This window comes from Colwellia sp. 6_MG-2023 (assembly GCF_030547765.1).
In the GTDB taxonomy this organism is placed as follows: Bacteria; Pseudomonadota; Gammaproteobacteria; order Enterobacterales; family Alteromonadaceae; genus Colwellia.
In genome coordinates this window covers 1-1,227 of sequence record NZ_JAUOPP010000057.1, presented here as the reverse complement: position 1 = coordinate 1,227, position 1,227 = coordinate 1, and the positions used below count along the sequence as shown (strand labels likewise).

Below are 1,227 nucleotides of genomic sequence, written 5' to 3'. Positions count from 1 at the left end.
CCATCGACTACGCGTTTCCGCCTCGCCTTAGGGGCCGACTTACCCTGCCCTGATTAACATGGGACAGGAAACCTTGGTCTTTCGGCGGGGGAGTTTTTCACTCCCCTTATCGTTACTCATGTCAGCATTCGCACTTGTGATACCTCCAGCAAACTTCTCAATTCACCTTCAACGGCTTACACAACGCTCCCCTACCACTCATAATAAATTATGAATCCGCAGCTTCGGTGACTAGTTTAGCCCCGTTACATCTTCCGCGCAGACCGACTCGACTAGTGAGCTATTACGCTTTCTTTAAAGGATGGCTGCTTCTAAGCCAACCTCCTAGCTGTCTATGCCTTTCCACATCGTTTCCCACTTAACTAGTACTTTGGGACCTTAGCTGGCGGTCTGGGTTGTTTCCCTCTTCACAACGGACGTTAGCACCCGCAGTGTGTCTCCCGCATATCACTCATTGGTATTCGGAGTTTGCAAAGGGTTGGTAAGTCGGGATGACCCCCTAGCCTTAACAGTGCTCTACCCCCAATGGTGTTCGTGCGAGGCTCTACCTAAATAGATTTCGGGGAGAACCAGCTATCTCCCGGCTTGATTAGCCTTTCACTCCGACCCACAAGTCATCACCGCATTTTTCAACATACGTGTGTTCGGTCCTCCAGTTGATGTTACTCAACCTTCAACCTGCCCATGGGTAGATCGCCGGGTTTCGGGTCTATACCCTGCAACTAAACGCGCAGTTAACACTCGCTTTCGCTACGGCTCCCCTAATCGGTTAACCTTGCTACAGAATATAAGTCGCTGACCCATTATACAAAAGGTACGCAGTCACCAGACTAAATCTGGCTCCCACTGCTTGTACGTATGCGGTTTCAGGTTCTATTTCACTCCCCTCACAGGGGTTCTTTTCGCCTTTCCCTCACGGTACTGGTTCACTATCGGTCAGTTAGTAGTATTTAGCCTTGGAGGATGGTCCCCCCATATTCAGACAAAGTTTCACGTGCTCCGTCCTACTCGATTTCACTTAAAGGTTGCTTTAGTGTACGGGACTATCACCCTGTATCGTCTTACTTTCCAGTAAGTTCCACTAGCGCCCAATAAGCTTAAGGGCTGATTCGCGTTCGCTCGCCGCTACTAACGAAATCTCGGTTGATTTCTTTTCCTCGGGGTACTTAGATGTTTCAGTTCTCCCGGTTCGCCTCGTTAACCTATGTATTCAGTTAACGATACCTA

The 1,227-nt window shown here is 49.3% G+C and carries 1 rRNA gene; it reads right to left on the bottom strand.

The annotated features are described in order from the left end of the window. Positions 1–1,227: ribosomal RNA gene (locus Q4503_RS18755) — 23S ribosomal RNA — on the bottom strand; the annotation flags it as partial.